Origin of the sequence: Streptomyces neyagawaensis (assembly GCF_023516595.1) — a bacterium.
Classification (GTDB): Bacteria; Actinomycetota; Actinomycetes; order Streptomycetales; family Streptomycetaceae; genus Streptomyces; species Streptomyces neyagawaensis.
The window spans coordinates 48,346-63,002 of sequence record NZ_JAMGBG010000084.1 but is presented as its reverse complement, the minus strand read 5'-3'; the positions used below and the strand labels follow the sequence as shown (position 1 = coordinate 63,002).

General features: G+C 70.4%; 13 protein-coding genes. 12 read left to right on the top strand and 1 reads right to left on the bottom strand.

The features are described from left to right. The 11 genes from M8J73_RS30425 to M8J73_RS30375 form a co-directional block, all read left to right on the top strand. Positions 1–1,461, top strand: a 1,461-nt coding sequence (locus M8J73_RS30425; protein ID WP_249829311.1) for a thioesterase domain-containing protein, incomplete at its 5' end; no start/stop codon positions are given. A 126-nt stretch (positions 1,462–1,587) separates the two neighbouring features. Beyond that, positions 1,588–2,283: an FMN-binding negative transcriptional regulator gene (locus M8J73_RS30420; protein WP_055538566.1), complete on the top strand. Its 696-nt coding sequence runs from the start codon at positions 1,588–1,590 to the stop codon at positions 2,281–2,283. A gap of 83 nt (positions 2,284–2,366) precedes the next feature. Further along, complete coding sequence (locus M8J73_RS30415; protein WP_055538565.1) at positions 2,367–3,686, top strand: lysine N(6)-hydroxylase/L-ornithine N(5)-oxygenase family protein; 1,320 nt, start codon at positions 2,367–2,369, stop codon at positions 3,684–3,686. 41 nt (positions 3,687–3,727) lie between these two features. Next, positions 3,728–3,943 carry an MbtH family protein gene (locus tag M8J73_RS30410; protein WP_055516485.1) on the top strand — a complete coding sequence of 72 codons (216 nt, stop codon included), beginning with the start codon at positions 3,728–3,730 and terminating at the stop codon, positions 3,941–3,943. Continuing rightward, a complete protein-coding gene (locus M8J73_RS30405) occupies positions 3,940–4,836 on the top strand; it encodes a dimethylarginine dimethylaminohydrolase family protein (protein ID WP_240501229.1) in 897 nt (298 codons plus the stop codon). Before M8J73_RS30410 ends, M8J73_RS30405 begins: the two co-directional genes overlap by 4 nt. A 413-nt stretch (positions 4,837–5,249) precedes the next feature. After that, positions 5,250–6,479 (top strand): cytochrome P450, encoded by a 1,230-nt coding sequence (locus tag M8J73_RS30400; RefSeq protein WP_249829310.1) that lies wholly within the window; start codon positions 5,250–5,252, stop codon positions 6,477–6,479. 254 nt (positions 6,480–6,733) lie between these two features. Next, entirely contained in the window at positions 6,734–7,231 is a 498-nt protein-coding gene (locus tag M8J73_RS30395) for an AAA family ATPase (RefSeq protein ID WP_055541637.1), read from the top strand. 194 nt (positions 7,232–7,425) lie between these two features. Next, entirely contained in the window at positions 7,426–8,454 is a 1,029-nt protein-coding gene (argC, locus tag M8J73_RS30390; protein WP_055541636.1) for an N-acetyl-gamma-glutamyl-phosphate reductase, read from the top strand. Further along, complete coding sequence (argJ, locus tag M8J73_RS30385; protein ID WP_055541635.1) at positions 8,451–9,602, top strand: bifunctional glutamate N-acetyltransferase/amino-acid acetyltransferase ArgJ; 1,152 nt, start codon at positions 8,451–8,453, stop codon at positions 9,600–9,602. The genes argC and argJ overlap by 4 nt, the downstream gene beginning before the upstream one ends. A gap of 59 nt (positions 9,603–9,661) precedes the next feature. Then, a complete protein-coding gene (gene argB, locus M8J73_RS30380) occupies positions 9,662–10,609 on the top strand; it encodes an acetylglutamate kinase (protein WP_055541639.1) in 948 nt (315 codons plus the stop codon). After that, on the top strand, positions 10,606–11,820 hold the full coding sequence (locus M8J73_RS30375) for an acetylornithine transaminase (protein ID WP_055541634.1): 1,215 nt from the start codon (positions 10,606–10,608) through the stop codon (positions 11,818–11,820). Before argB ends, M8J73_RS30375 begins: the two co-directional genes overlap by 4 nt. 178 nt (positions 11,821–11,998) lie before the next feature. On the opposite strand, the gene M8J73_RS30370 is transcribed toward M8J73_RS30375, so the two are convergent. Further along, positions 11,999–13,534 (bottom strand): MFS transporter, encoded by a 1,536-nt coding sequence (locus tag M8J73_RS30370; protein WP_055542660.1) that lies wholly within the window; start codon positions 13,532–13,534, stop codon positions 11,999–12,001. Positions 13,535–13,798: 264 nt separating this feature from the next. Between M8J73_RS30370 and M8J73_RS30365 the strand changes: the two genes are divergently transcribed. Further along, the gene (locus M8J73_RS30365; RefSeq protein ID WP_055542659.1) at positions 13,799–14,551 is read left to right on the top strand and encodes a TetR/AcrR family transcriptional regulator; all 753 of its coding nucleotides are present in this window, start codon (positions 13,799–13,801) and stop codon (positions 14,549–14,551) included. Positions 14,552–14,657 lie beyond the last annotated feature (106 nt).

The window sequence follows — 14,657 nt, the reverse complement described above, 5'->3', positions numbered from 1 at the left end:
ACCGCGGACCGGTTCGTCGCCGACCCGTTCGGCCCGCCCGGCTCCCGCATGTACCGCACGGGCGACCTCGCCCGCTGGAACGCCGACGGGCAGCTGGAGTACGCGGGCCGAGGCGACGTCCAGGTGAAGGTGCGCGGCTTCCGGGTCGAGCCCGGCGAGGTGGAGGCGGCCCTGACGGCCCACCCGGCCGTCGACCGGGCCGTGGTGGTCGCGAAGCCGTACGGGAACAGCCGGCGGCTGGTGGCCTACGTGGTGCCCGGCGCCGACCTCGACACCGACGAGCTGCGGGCCCACACCGCCGGGCGGCTCCCGGAATTCATGGTCCCCTCCGCGTTCGTGCACCTGGACCGGCTGCCGCTCGCCCCGAACGGCAAACTCGACCACCGGGCGCTGCCCGAGCCCGAGTTCACCGGCGAGGCGTACCGGGCTCCGCGCACCGGCCGGGAGGAGGCCCTGGCGGTCCTCTTCGCGGAGGTCCTCGGCCTGGAGAAGGTCGGCATCGACGACGACTTCTTCTCCCTGGGCGGCCACTCCCTCCTCGCGGCCCGGCTCGTCAGCCGCGTCCGCCGGGAACTCGGCTGGTCGTTGCCCATGCGGGCGGTGTTCCAGGCGCCCACGGTGGCCGGGCTCGCCGCGCACGGCACGCGGACGGCGGGGGAGAACACCGACCCGTTCGCCCGCGTCCTGACCATCAAGCCCGGCGGGGACCGCGAACCCCTGTGGTTCGTGCACCTCACCGGCGGTCTCGCCTGGCCCTATCTGTCCTTCGCCGGGCACCTGCCCGCCGACCGGCCGGCGTACGGCATCCAGTCGCCCGCGTGGTCCGCCGTGCGGGACCTGGCCGCCGGGAATTCCCCCGAGTCGGGTTCGCCGTCGAATTCCCTGCCGAATTCGCTGGAATCCCTGGTGACGGATTACGTCACGGAGATACTCTCGATTCAGCCCGAGGGACCGTTCCATCTGATCGGCTGGTCCTTCGGCGGGGCGGTCGTCCACGCGATGGCCGCGGAACTCCAGTGCAGGGGCCACGAAGTAGCCCTCCTCGGTCTGCTCGACGCGGCACCGAGCGGCCACTTCGCGAACGACCCGGAACTCGAACTGGCCCAGGTGCGCACCCTCCTCGGCGCATTCGTCGGAGAGCTCGGCGGGAACGCCGGCGGAACGGACCAGGAAAGCCTCCTGGAGACCTCGTCGGAGTTCGTGGTCCACCACGTCGAACTGCTGAAGGACTTCACACCGCCGGTCTTCACGGGCGACGTGCTCTTCTTCAACGCGACGCTGAACCCCGAGGCGCCCTACACGGACCAGTGGGCACCGTACGTCGACGGCGAGCTGACGGCGTACGACGTCCACAGCACCCACCACGAGATGTGCCTTCCGGCGCACGCCGCCGGAATGGCGGAAGTCATCGGCCACAAGCTCGACGAGCTCGACAAGGCCCAGGACGGCACACCGTCCTGACCCCCTCGCGGGACCCCTAACCCCCCGGTCCCCGCGAATCCGTCCCCGGGGCGCACCCACAAGGAACGCCCCGGGGACGGAAAAAACCCTCAGAAAGCGCCCCGCGCCGAGAATTGGTAGGTCCGAATGTTCGTTCCCGATCCGTACCGGGAGCCGGACGGCTCGTGGATGACCGAGCTGATCCGCCTCAACCCCTTCGCCCTGCTGGTGTCCAACGGCCCCGCCGACGCCGACCCGTACGCCACCCACCTCCCCGTGATCCGCGACCCGGAGTGGACCGGCGCATGGACCGAGAACCTGGCCGGCGGCCGCCTCATCGGCCATATGAACCGGGAGAACCCGCACTGGACGGCCCTGGAGAACGGCACCCCCGTCCTCATCACCTTCACCGGCCCGCACGCCTATGTGTCGCCGACCGTCTACGACATCACACCGGCCGCCCCCACCTGGGACTTCACCTCCGTCCACGTCCACGGTGTCTTCGAGAAGATCGAGGCCGCCGCCCCCGGTGAGGACTCCCTGGAGGTCTGCAAGGACACCGTCAAGGCCTACGAGCGCGACTTCGGCGCCGCCAAGGCCTGGGACATGTCCCGCTCCATCGACTACTTCGCGACGATCCTGCCCGCGGTGGGCGCCTTCCGCGTCGAGATCACCGGCGCCGAGGGCATGTTCAAGCTCAGCCAGGAACAGGACGAGGAGATCCGCGAGCGGGTCCGCGAGGACTTCGCCCTGCGCGACTCCAGCCAGTACCGCGAGACGGCCGAACTCATGGACCGCATGGAGAAGACCGGCACCATCAAGGGCTGCCCGGTCCACCACTGAGTTCAACTGTCCACCCAGTACCGCCGTTGACGCTCCAAAAAGGCGCAACGTACCTTTCCAGCACACCACTTGCGGGAGAATTCATGGAAGCGAACACCGAAGCGTACGAGGTCGTGGGAATAGGTTTCGGACCGGCCAACCTCTCGCTCGCCATCGCACTGGAGGAGCAGCGCGGAAAGGACGAGAAGCAGCTCACCGCGGCCTTCTTCGAGAAGCAGCCGTCCCTCGGCTGGCACCGCAACATGCTGCTTCCCGACACCAAGATGCAGATTTCCTTCCTGAAGGATCTGGCGACCTTCCGCAATCCCGCCTCCCAGTGGAGCTTCATCGCCTATCTGCACGCCGCCGGCCGTCTCGCGCAGTTCGTGAACAACCAGAACTTCTTCCCCACCCGGAACGAATTCCACGACTATCTCGAATGGGCCGAGTCCAGTTTCTCGGACCGTGTCACCTACAACTCCGAGGTGAACGCGGTCCACCTGCCCGACGGACACGACGGCGGCCCCGTCGACACCGTCCGCGTCGAGGTGAAGGACAACGGCCCGCGCGGCGGCACCCGCCTCGTCGAGGCCCGCAACCTCGTCATCTCCACCGGCCTCGTCCCGAAGATGCCCGACGGTGTCGACCGCGGCGAACGCGTCTGGCACAGCTCCGAGTTCCTCGGCCGGTTCCACACGCTCGACCCGAGCCGGGTCCGCCGGTTCGCCGTCGTCGGCGCCGGCCAGAGCGCCGCCGAGATCACCCGGTACGTCTACGACACGATCCCGGACGCCGAGGTCTACGCGATCATGCCGTCGTACGGCTACTCGATCGCCGACGACACCCCCTACGCCAACCGCATCTTCGACGCCGACGCCGTCGACGACTACTACGGCGGCACCGACCGCACCCGCGAGTCGTTCTGGCGTTACCACCGCAACACCAACTACGGCGTCGCCGACGACGAGGTCATCCGCGACCTCTACCAGCGCGCGTACGACGACGAGGTGGCCCGGATCAAGCGCCTCCACCTGCTCAACCTCTCCCGCGTCCAGAGGGTCGACCAGAGGGCCGACGGGGCCCGGCTCACCATGCACTCCGTGCGCGACGACTCGGTGTACGACCTCGACGTCGACGCGATCGTCTTCGCCACCGGCTACGACTCCATGGACCCGACCGCCCTCCTGGGCGACCTGGCACCGTACTGCCTCCGCGACGACGAGGGCCGCCTCAGGGTCGAACGCGACTACCGCCTCGTCACGAAGCCCGAGCTGAACGTCGGCATCTACCTCCAGGGCGGCACCGAGCACACCCACGGCCTCGCCTCCTCGCTGCTGTCCAACATCGCCATCCGCAGCGGCGAGATCGCCGACGCCATCGCCATCGCCATCGACCTGGCGTCGCGCCGGCACACGACCGTCTGACCACCACCGATCCACGTCCCACGAGAGGGAGTTGAACCGAGATGAGCACCAACCCGTTCGACGACGCCAACGGCACCTTCCACGTCCTCGTCAACGACGAGGAACAGCACTCGCTGTGGCCGACCTTCACCCAGGTCCCGGCGGGCTGGCGGGTGGTGTTCGGCGACGCCGGCCGCCAGGACTGCCTCGACTACATCGAGCGGCACTGGACCGACCTGCGCCCCAAGAGCCTCCGCGAGGCGATGGCCGGCGCATGAGCGCCCGCCGCGAGGGGGTCCTCGCCCGCCCTCGCGCGGCGGTGCGCCGCCGGACCCCCCTCCGGCCGGCGTACCGCCGCGGGGAGCGCACCGCCACCCGCCGCCGGTACCTGATGTGCCAGCCGTACCCCTTCGACGCGGTGGAGGCGGACCGCCCCTGGACCGACCGGTCCTCCGCCCCTCTCACCTCCCGGCGGGCCCTGATGCAGTGGGGCCGCCTCTACAGCCTCTACCTCTCGCTCGGCCACGACGTCCGGCTGATCGGCCCGCTTCCCGGACTGCCCGACGCGGTCCGCGCGGCGGCGACCGCGGCGGTCGTGGACGGCCGGGTGCTGGGGGCACGCCGGGGCGGTCCGGCGGGTGAACCGGCGTACCTGGACTGGTTCCGCACGCACGGCTTCACCGAGGTACGGGGTGCCGTCCACGCCAACGAGGGCGCGCGGGACGTCCTGGTCACCGACCGCTGGATCCTCGCCGGCCGCCAGGTGGGGAGCGCCCCCGAGGCCCACCGCGAGGCCCTCGACTTCTTCCGGCGCCCCCTGATCAGCCTGGAGCTGGCGGACCCCCGCTTCCAGCACCTCGACACCGCGCTGGCCGTCCTGGACGGCGACGAGGTGATGTACCACCCGGCGGCGTTCACCGAGGTCAGCCGGGATGTGCTGGCCGGTCTCTTCCCCGACGCGCTCCTGGTCGACGAGTCGGCCGCGGCGTCGTCGGCGCTCAACGCGGTCAGCGACGGCCTCCATGTGGTCCTGCCGGAAACGGCGGAAGCGGTGGCGCCGGCGCTGCGGGAGCGGGGCTTTCGCCCGCTGCTGCTGGATCTGTCGGAGCTGGTGAGGGGAGACGGGGGAGTCAAGTCCTGCACGCTGGAGTTGGGACCTGGCGCCTCATAGCTCGGGGGTGCGCGGTTCGTCGGCGGGTGCGGGTTCGTCGTGGTTTCTCGCGCAGTTCCCCGCGCGCCTGAGAAGCGACCGGGGCCGCGCCCCGTGCTTTTCAGGATGAAGGACGGGCCGCAGGCCCGATCCCTTCAGGGGCGCGGGGAACTGCGCGAGAAACCCCCACCCACCCGCAGTCGCCAACGCACCCACCCCCCCGAGCTCTCCCGCGAACCACCAACCCACCCCCAAGAAGGGCCGCGCAGGCGAACCCCCGCCGCGCGGCCCTTCCTCATGCCCCAACAACCCGATCCTCCCGAGCAGTTGAACGAGGTAGGAAACATACCGCTGTCCCGGTATGTTTCAAGCCAACGCCAAGCCAATGCCAAGCCCCCGCCAGCCCGCAACCCGGAGCCACGGACGGAGACCCCATGTCCCAGGAAGTCCTCAGCCTGACCTCGAAGTTCGTCAGCACCCCCGGCGGCTTCACCAGCCTCCGCGAGCAGGCCCCCCTCGTCCGGGTGACCCTCCCGGATGTCGAGACCCCGGTCTGGCTGCTGACCCGCTACGAGGACGCCAAGGCCGCCCTCACGGACCCCCGCTTCGTGCGGGACAACCACAAACTCCCCGGCCAGGACGGCCCGAGCATCGCCGACCAGATGATCGAGGCGTACGGGTTGCCCGCGGAGTACCGCGACTACCTCGGCATCCTCGTCCTGGCCGACGGTGAGGACCACACCCGGATGCGCACCCTGATCACCCGCGCCTTCACGGCCCGCCGTATCAACGCCCTGCGCCCGAAGATCGAGAAGATCACCCACGACCTCTACGCGGCGATGGCCGCCAAGGGCGAGGCCGACCTCCTGGAGGACCTCAGCCACCCCCTCGCCGGCTTCGGCGTCTGCGAACTCATCGGCGTCGACGCGGCCGACCAGCCGCAGATCTGCGCGTGGATCCGCGACTACATCTCGGGCGACCCGGAGCGGTTCATCCCGGCCCTCAAGGGCATGGTCGAGCACTGCAAGAAGCTCATCGAGGAGCGCACGGCCGCCCTCTCGGACGACCTGATCTCCGAGCTGATCCGGGTGAGCCAGGAGGAGGGCGACTTCGGCGAGACCGAGATCGTCGCGATCTTCCTGCTGCTGATCAACACGGGCATCATGCCGCCCGCCCACTTCATCGCCGACGCGATCCTCGCCCTGCTCGACCACCCCGACCAGCTCGCCCGGCTGCGCGAGGAGCCCGAGCTGCTCGCCGGCCGCGCGGTCCCGGAACTCCTCCGTTTCACCACGCCCGTCCCGATCGGCGCCCCCATGTACGCCACCGAGGACCTGGAGCTGGGCGGTATGCCGGTCAAGCAGGGCGAGGTGGTCACAGCCGCGCTGCTCGGCGTGAACCACGACCCGCGCGAGTTCCCCGGCGGCGCCGACAAGCTCGACATCGGCCGTGAACTCGGCCGCGGCGTCGGCCACATGGCCTTCGGCCACGGCCCGCACTTCTGCATCGGCGCCGCCCTCGCCCGCCTCCAGGCCGAGGTGGTCCTGGAGACCCTGTTCGTCCGCAACGACGGCCTGACCCTCGCCGTGGACCGCGAGGCACTGGAGTACGTGGCGATGCCGGGCGACGGCATCCACCTGGTGTCGCTCCCGGTGCGCCTCTGACCCCGAAGGGTTAGTCCTCGCCCTCTTCTCCGGCAGCCATGGACTGAACACCCACCCCTGGTCGATCCTTGACGGACAGACGTGGGGGCCGGGTTCACATCCCTTGGACATCCCCGTACAGATCCCCGTACACGATCCCTGTACTTCTCGAACACCCTGATCAACGGCCCGCCCGGAGCGGGCCGTTCGGTCATGTACGGGCTCCTCGGCGGTACGCACCCGGCTCGTCCACCAGATCCGAGAGGAGACGAGCCATGGCCGACGCCGTTCTGCCCGACCCGGTTCTGATCGTGCTGCTGGGCGCGGCGGGCAGTGGGAAGAGCGCGCTCGCCGGAGCCTGGCCGCCGAGCGCGGTGCTGGAGCTGGACGAGTTCCGGGAGCGGATCTGCGACGACCCGATCGACGAGGACGCCACGGACGAGGCGGTCCACGTCCTCGGCGAGGTGCTGGAGGCGCGGCTGGCGCGCCGGCTGACGACGGTCGTCGACGCCGACGGCCCCGACCGCGTGGTGCGGGCGAAGCTGCTCGACATCGCCGGCCGGCACCGGGTCCCGGCGGCCGCGCTGATCATGACCACGCCGCTGGAGACCTGTCTGGAGCGCAACGCCCGGCGCCCGCCGGAACGCCGCGTCCCCGACGACGTCGTACGCCTCCAGTACGCGGAGACGGTCGACGCGACGCCCGGTCTGCCGGGGGAGGGGTTCGGGCATGTCGAGGCGGTGTACGGAGGGCCGATGCGGCTGGTGAGTTGAGCCCACGGTCTTTCGTGGAACCCTTGAACGCCTGGTCAGCGGGGCGGTGGTGCCGTGTCGGCGCCGCCGCCCCGTTCGCTGTGCGCGGCCGGGGAGGAACAGCCCCGCATTCTTGTCATGAACATGATGGAACGCCTTGTTGGGGCGCTCCGGCCCCGGTTACAACGGCAACCCATGCCAATCCGGGAGGGGTCATGACAGTGCGAGCAGCCGTAGCCGGAGCGAGCGGATATGCGGGAGGTGAGCTTCTCCGCCTGCTGATCGGGCACCCGGAGGTGGAGATCGGCGCCCTGACGGGGAACGCGAACGCCGGGCAGCCGCTGGGCGGCCTCCAGCCGCATCTGCCGCCCCTGGCGGACCGGGTGCTGGAACCGACGACGACCGAGGTGCTGAGGGGCCACGACGTCGTGTTCCTCGCCCTGCCGCACGGCCAGTCGGCGGCCGTCGCCCGCGAACTGGGCCCCGACGTCCTGGTCGTGGACTGCGGCGCCGACTTCCGGCTGCGCGGCGCCGGCGACTGGGAACGCTTCTACGGCTCCCCGCACGCCGGCACCTGGCCCTACGGCCTGCCCGAACTGCCCGGCGCGCGCGAGCTGCTGCGGAGCACGAACCGGATCGCGGTGCCGGGCTGCTACCCGACCGCCGTCTCCCTCGCCCTCTTCCCGGCGTACGCCGCCGGTCTCGCCGAACCCGAGGCCGTCGTCGTCGCCGCGTCCGGGACCTCCGGCGCGGGCAAGGCGGCCAAGCCGCACCTCCTCGGCTCCGAGGTCATGGGGTCGATGAGCCCGTACGGCGTGGGTGGTGAACACCGGCACACCCCTGAAATGATGCAGAACCTGAGCGCCGCCGCGGGGGAGCCGGTCTCCGTCTCCTTCACCCCGACCCTGGCGCCCATGCCCCGCGGCATCCTCGCCACGTGCAGCGCGAAGGCGAAGCCCGGGACCACCGCCGACGACGTACGCGCCGCGTACGAGAAGGCACTGCACGACGAACCGTTCGTCCGGCTGCTGCCCGAGGGGCAGTGGCCCGCCACCGCCGCCGTGTACGGGTCGAACGCCGCACAGATCCAGGTCGCCCTCGACACCTCGGCCGGCCGGATCATCGCGATCAGCGCCATCGACAACCTCACCAAGGGCACCGCGGGGGGTGCCGTCCAGAGCATGAACATCGCCCTCGGGCTCCCCGAGGACCTGGGGCTTTCCACGATCGGAGTCGCACCATGAGCGTCACCGCAGCGAAAGGGTTCACGGCGGCGGGCGTCGCCGCCGGAATCAAACAGAACGGCAATCCGGACCTCGCCCTCGTGGTCAACAACGGGCCGCGGTCGGCCGCCGCCGGCGTCTTCACCTCCAACCGCGTCCAGGCCGCCCCCGTCCAGTGGTCCCGCGAGGCCCTCGCCGACGGCCATGTGTCCGCGGTCGTCCTCAACTCCGGCGGCGCCAACGCCTGCACGGGCCCCGAGGGTTACCAGGACACGATCACCACCGCCCAGCGGGCAGCGGAGCTGCTCGGCCGCGGCGTCGAGGAGATCGCGGTCGCCTCGACCGGCCTCATCGGCGTACGGCTGCCGATGGACAAGCTGCTCAAGGGCGTCGAGACGGCCGCCGGGCAGCTGTCCGAGCACAGCGGCGAGAAGGCCGCCATCGCCATCAAGACCACCGACACCGTGCACAAGACATCCGTGTACCAGGGCGACGGCTGGACCGTCGGCGGCATGGCCAAGGGCGCCGGCATGCTCGCCCCCGGCCTCGCCACCATGCTGGCCGTGATCACCACCGACGCCGACCTGCCAAGTGCCGTGCTGGGGAAGGCACTTCGCGACGCCACCCGCACCACCTTCGACCGCGTCGACTCCGACGGCTGCATGTCCACCAACGACACCGTCCTGCTGCTCGCCTCGGGGGCCGCCGAAGTCGCCCCCGCCGAGGAGGAGTTCGCCGAGGCCGTACGCGCCGTCTGCGCCGACCTCGCCCGGCAGCTCATCGGTGACGCCGAGGGCGCGAGCAAGGACATCCGCATCGAGGTGACCGGCGCCGACAGCGAGTCCGACGCCGTCGAGGTGGGCCGCACCATCGCCCGCAACAACCTCCTCAAGTGCGCCATCCACGGCGAGGACCCCAACTGGGGCCGCGTGCTGTCCGCGATCGGCACGACCTCCGCCGTCTTCGACCCGGACCGGCTGAACGTCGCCATCAACGACGTCTGGGTCTGCAAGGGCGGCTCGGTCGGCGAGGACCGCTCGCTGGTCGACATGAGCGGCCGCGAGGTCCGCATCACCGCCGACCTCGCCGCCGGCACCGAGTCCGCCGTGATCTGGGCCAATGACCTGACCGCCCAGTACGTCCACGAGAACAGCGAGTACTCGTCGTGACCTCACCCATAGGAACCGGCGCCGACGCCGGACCCGACAGCCCTCTCACCCCCACCGGCATGGCCGCCGACCGCAGACAGAAGGCGCTGCCCAAGGCCCATGCGCTGGTCGAGGCACTGCCCTGGATGGCCCGCCACCGGGGCAAGACCATCGTCATCAAGTTCGGCGGCAACGCCATGGTCGACCAGTCCCTCAAGGCGGCCTTCGCCCAGGACATCCTGTTCCTGCGGCACGCCGGCCTGAACCCCGTCGTCGTGCACGGCGGGGGCCCGCAGATCAGCGCCCAGCTCGAACGCCTCGGCCTGAAGTCCCACTTCACCGGCGGCCTCCGGGTCACGACCGACGAGACCATGGACGTCGTCCGCATGGTCCTCGCCGGCCAGGTACAGCGCGAACTCGTCGGCCTCCTCAACGAGCACGGACCGCACGCCGTCGGCATGACTGGCGAGGACGCCCGGCTGATGACCGCCGTGAAGTGCTACGCCGACGTCGACGGCAAACCGGTCGACATCGGCCGCGTGGGCGAGGTCGCCACCGTGGACGCCGGGGTCGTCCAGGCCCTGATCGACAACGGCCGCATCCCCGTCATCTCCTCCATCGCCCGCAGCTCCGACACCAAGGACGCGGCCGAGGGCGGCGTCTACAACGTCAACGCGGACACCGCGGCCGCCGCCCTCGCCGCCGCGCTCGGCGCCGAGATGCTGCTCATCCTCACCGACGTCGAGGGCCTGTACGCGGACTGGCCGCACAGCGAGGAGGTCATCCCGAGGCTCAGCGCGAGCGAACTGCGCGATCTGCTGCCCGGCCTGGCCAGCGGCATGATCCCCAAGATGGAGGGCTGCCTGCACGCCGTCAGCAACGGGGTGCGCACCGCCCGCGTCATCGACGGCCGGGTCAAGCACTCGATCCTGCTGGAGATCTTCACCAACGAGGGCATCGGCACGATGGTCGTGCCCGACGAGAGCGAGTCCTCGGCAGCCACGGCCCGAATGGAGGCGGCCGCATGAGCGGCGATACGACCCACACCGCACCCGGCACACCCGGCGACCTCACCCGCCGCTGGCAGGGCGCGATGATGGACAACTTCGGCACCCCACGACTGCCGCTGGTGCGCGGCAAGGGCACCCGTGTCTGGGACGCGGACGGCCGTGAGTACCTGGATCTGCTGGCCGGGATCGCGGTCAACTCCCTCGGCCACGCCCACCCGGCGATCCTGTGCGCCCTCACCGAGCAGGCGGCCGGTCTCGGCCACATCTCGAACTTCTTCGTGGCCGAGCCGACGGTCGCCCTCGCCGAGCGCCTCCTCGAACTCTCCGGCCGCGCGGGCCGTGTGTACTTCTCCAACTCCGGAGCCGAGGCCAACGAGGCCGCCTTCAAGATGGGCCGGCTGACGGGCCGCCCCCACATGGTCGCCGCCGCCGGAGGCTTCCACGGCCGTACCATGGGTGCCCTCGCCCTCACCGGCCAGCCGGCCAAACGCACTCCGTTCGCCCCGCTCCCCGGCCCGGTCGACCATGTCCCGTACGGCGATGTGGACGCCCTGCGCGCGACGGTCACCCGGGACACCGCGGTGCTGATCCTGGAGCCGATCCAGGGCGAGAACGGTGTGATCGTCCCGCCGCCCGGGTATCTGACGGCGGCCCGTGAGATCACCGAGGCCACCGGCACCCTCCTGGTCCTCGACGAGGTGCAGACGGGTATCGGACGCACCGGCCACTGGTTCGCCGCCCAGGCCGAGGGCGTCGAGGCGGACGTGGTCACCCTGGCCAAGGGGCTCGGCGGCGGCCTCCCGATCGGCGCGACCCTCGCCTTCGGCCCCGCGGCCGACCTGCTCGCCCCGGGCACCCACGGCTCCACGTTCAGCGGCAACCCGATCGTCTGCGCGGCGGCCCTGGCGGTCCTGGAGACCATCGAGAGCGAGAACCTGCTGGCCCATGTGAAGCGAGTGGGGGAGAGGCTGCGTACGGGCGTCGAGGCCCTGGCGCACCCCTCGGTGACCGAAGTCCGCGGCACGGGCCTGCTCCTGGGCATCGTCCTGCGGGAACCGAAGGCCGCGCGAGTCCAACAGGAGGCCCAACAGGCGGGTTTCCTGGTCAACGCGGCAACCCCGAACGTGATCCGCCTGGCCCCACCGCTGATCCTGACGGAGGAGGACGCGGACCACTTCGTAGACCAACTTCCGTCCATCTTGGACGAAACGCGGTCTGGGCCGAGCTAGGGGCGCGGGGCTGTACCGATGTGCGGCTCCGCCGCGCGGGCGCGACAAGCCACGAACTACGCGCGGTCGCCGATGCTCAGAACCTCCCGAGCTCAAAGGCGCAAACACCCCCCAAAGACGACGGCGGGCTCCACGGGAATACCCCCGTGGAGCCCGCCGTCGTCACGATCTCACCGCCTCAGTGAACCCCCACCACCTCCGGCTCCGTCTCACCCGCGTCACCCGCCGGGGGCGCCTCCCCCTTGCCCGCCCCCTTCATCAGGAACAGGGCCAGCACGGCCGCGCCCACGACTCCCGCGGCACCCACGGTGAAACTGCTGGACACCGCGTCGGTGAACGCCTCGTGCACGGTCGAGACGAGCCCCGCGTCGTTCGTCCGCGCGGCCACGGCGAGCCCCTCGCCGATCGTCTCCCGCGCGGCGGCCGGCGCGGACTCCGGCATCTCGGAGGTGTACGTGCTGGACAGCACCGCACCCAGCACGGCCACACCGAACGCCGCACCCGCCTGCTGGATGGTGTCGTTGAGGGCGGACCCGACCCCCGCGTGCTCCTGGGGAACCGCCCCCATGAGCGCCGCGATCGCCGCCGGCATCGCGAGACCCGCGCCCGCGCCCATCAGCACCATGGCCACCGACAGCGTCCCGAAGCCGTCCCCGGGGGACAGCGTCGACAGCGTGGCGAACCCACCGGCGATGACCAGCAGACCGGAGACGGCGAGCGCCCGGTTGCCGATCTTCTTGGCGAGCGCGGCGCCGACCCCGTTGAAGACGAGCGAGGCGACGGCCGCGGGCATGAAGGCGAGGCCGGTCTTCGTGGGGGAGTAGCCCAGCACGAACTGGAGGTATTGCGTGAGCACCAGCATCAGACCGCCGTTGGCGAACGTCAGCAGGACCAGCGAGAAGCTCGACCCGGTGAACACCCGGTTCCGGAACAGCGCCACGGGCATCATCGGCTCGGGGATCCGGGTCTCCCAGATCCCGAAGGAGACCAGCGCGACCACGGCCACGACGGCCGCCGTCAGCGTGGCGGGGTGGGTGATGCCGTCCTTCGGCCACTCGTTGATCGCCCAGACCAGCGCCGTCATACCGACGACGGACAGCACCGTGCCGACCGGGTCCGGCTTGCGCCAGGGCCCCTTGGACTCCGGCATCAGCACCAGTGCCGAGACGATGGCGAGCGCCGCGATCGGGATGTTGATGAGGAAGACGGCGCCCCACCAGAAGTGGGCGATGAGCACACCGCCGAAAACGGGCCCGCCGACCAGCCCGATCATGGCCACCGCGCTCCACGCGCCGATCGCCTTCGGCCGCTCGTCCTCGTCGAAGACCGTGATGAGGATGGACAGGGTGCTCGGCATCAGCAGAGCGCCGCCGATACCCATCAGCACACGGGCGAAGATCAGCATCTCCGCGCTGCCGGCCCAGGTGGCCAGCACGGAGGCGGCCCCGAACACCGTCAGGCCGATGATCATGACCTTGCGGCGGCCGTACCGGTCGGACAGGCTCCCCGCGGTCAGCAGCAGACCGGCGAAGACCAGCATGTACGACTCCAGGATCCACTGGATGTCCTGGGCGCTCGCCTTGAGGTCCTCGGCGATCGGTGGGACCGCCACCGTCAGCACCATGTTGTCGATGACCAGCACCAGCGTGCTGAGGCACAACACGATCAGGATCAGCCAGCGGCGTGGATGACGCTCCGTGACGTCGACTTCCATGACGAAACCTTTCGAACAGAGTGTGGGGCTGCTCCGGACCTCAATAAAACCAGCAACGCGGTTTGTTATCCAGTCGGTTTCACGCCGCCCGTGTCGGACGCCTTCGAGCCGCCGTGATGAGTCGCTGCTTCCGGTCGCCGAGTCGCCAGTTCCGTACGACGTGCGCTCGCCGAACACCGTACGAGAGGCGTACAGTGTTCGCAAGCTCCGTACGGTGTTTCCGGATGCCGTTACCCTGAAGCCCGGGAGAGACGAGGAGGTCGCATGTCCGAGAACCAGGTGATCCAGTCGGTGTGGACCCGCCCGCGCCGCCAGAAGCGCGAGCAGCCCGCGCTGAGTCGGGAGGTCATCGTGGCCGAGGCGGTGCGACTGCTGGACGAGGAGGGCGCGGCCGCGCTGAGCATGCGCCGCCTCGGCACCCGGCTGAACGCGGGTGCGACCTCGATGTACTCGCATATGGCGAGCAAGGACGAGCTGATCGAGCTGGTCGTGGACCATGTCTACGGCGAGATGGAGGTGCCCGGCCCGGACGCGGCGAAGGACTGGCGGGCGGCGGCCTCGGCCTGTGCCCACAGTGTTCGTTCGACGATCTTGCGCCACCCCTGGATCGCCCCGATGCTGGGCGAGGTGGGTGTCTCCCTGGGGCCGAACTCGATGCGGCTCACGGAAGGCATGCTCGCCATGCTGGAGGAGGCGGGCTTCGATCTGGAGCAGGCCGACCATGTGGTGCGGATCCTCTTCGCCTACGTGATCGGCATGACCACGAGCGAGGCCGCCTGGCTCACGATGCTCGCCCGCAGCGGGCAGAGCCAGGAGGACTGGACGCGCAAGGTGTGGCCGGCCGTAGAACAGGCCACCCGCGACTATCCGCACCTCCGCCGGCGCTACACCGCGCAGGAAGGCGGCCGCTCGTCCGAGGTCCTCGTGGACAACTTCGGCTACGGCCTCGACTGGGTGCTGGACGGCCTCGGGTCCCGACTGGGCCAGGGCTCCCGGAAGGGGGCCGAGGTCGGCTGACCGGTCCCCGACCCGCGCGTTCCGCGAACCGTCCACGGCGTTCACCCCGGCCGTGGGCGGTTTTTCATTGGCCGGTTATGAACGCTGTACGGGCTTGCGCACAGTG

Coding starts and splice junctions, on each gene's coding strand:
- M8J73_RS30420 (WP_055538566.1), top strand. CDS start 1,588: ATGTTCGTTCCCGATCCGTACCGGGAGCCGGACGGCTCGTGGATGACC.
- M8J73_RS30415 (WP_055538565.1), top strand. CDS start 2,367: ATGGAAGCGAACACCGAAGCGTACGAGGTCGTGGGAATAGGTTTCGGA.
- M8J73_RS30410 (WP_055516485.1), top strand. CDS start 3,728: ATGAGCACCAACCCGTTCGACGACGCCAACGGCACCTTCCACGTCCTC.
- M8J73_RS30405 (WP_240501229.1), top strand. CDS start 3,940: ATGAGCGCCCGCCGCGAGGGGGTCCTCGCCCGCCCTCGCGCGGCGGTG.
- M8J73_RS30400 (WP_249829310.1), top strand. CDS start 5,250: ATGTCCCAGGAAGTCCTCAGCCTGACCTCGAAGTTCGTCAGCACCCCC.
- M8J73_RS30395 (WP_055541637.1), top strand. CDS start 6,734: ATGGCCGACGCCGTTCTGCCCGACCCGGTTCTGATCGTGCTGCTGGGC.
- argC (WP_055541636.1), top strand. CDS start 7,426: ATGACAGTGCGAGCAGCCGTAGCCGGAGCGAGCGGATATGCGGGAGGT.
- argJ (WP_055541635.1), top strand. CDS start 8,451: ATGAGCGTCACCGCAGCGAAAGGGTTCACGGCGGCGGGCGTCGCCGCC.
- argB (WP_055541639.1), top strand. CDS start 9,662: ATGGCCGCCGACCGCAGACAGAAGGCGCTGCCCAAGGCCCATGCGCTG.
- M8J73_RS30375 (WP_055541634.1), top strand. CDS start 10,606: ATGAGCGGCGATACGACCCACACCGCACCCGGCACACCCGGCGACCTC.
- M8J73_RS30370 (WP_055542660.1), bottom strand. CDS start 13,534: ATGGAAGTCGACGTCACGGAGCGTCATCCACGCCGCTGGCTGATCCTG.
- M8J73_RS30365 (WP_055542659.1), top strand. CDS start 13,799: ATGTCCGAGAACCAGGTGATCCAGTCGGTGTGGACCCGCCCGCGCCGC.